Below are 499 nucleotides of genomic sequence, written 5' to 3'. Positions count from 1 at the left end.
CAGGACATCTTAGCTGAAATGGCAGGAAGGGACTAATTACTTGACAGAGGTTTATCACCATGCAGCGAGTACCCGTTCTATCACCCGAAGGCAAACCATTAATGCCCACCAAAGCCAGTCGTGCTAGAAGGTGGCTCAAACAAGGAAAAGCAGTAGGGACGTTCCATGGAACGTCCGTACACAACGATTTAGGCATATTCTGCGTTCAACTTCTGCAAGAACCATCCGGAGAAGAAACCCAACCCATAGCCGTTGGATTAGACCCCGGCAAGCATTATTCAGGGGTTGGGGTTCAATCTGCCCGAGCAACATTGTGGACAGCGCATTTAATCTTGCCGTTCAAAACCATTGTGGAACGGATGGAGTTACGCCGAATTATGCGCCGCGCCAGAAGAGGACGGAGAATTAATCGCAAACTCCCCTTTGAGCAACGGTGTCATCGGCAAAAGCGCTTTTCTAACCGAAGAAAAGGCAAACTTCCGCCCAGTATTCGAGCCAA

General features: G+C 49.5%; 1 protein-coding gene. It reads left to right on the top strand.

Annotated features, from left to right (window positions below):
- Nucleotides 1–59: 59 nt before the first annotated feature.
- Nucleotides 60–499 (top strand): RRXRR domain-containing protein (locus JUI58_RS11420; RefSeq protein ID WP_204103915.1); only part of this gene is annotated, 440 nt, incomplete at its 3' end.

The organism is Spirulina sp. CCY15215 (assembly GCF_016888125.1).
Classification (GTDB): Bacteria; Cyanobacteriota; Cyanobacteriia; order Cyanobacteriales; family Spirulinaceae; genus CCY15215.
This window is presented reverse-complemented; position numbering and strand designations above follow the sequence as displayed.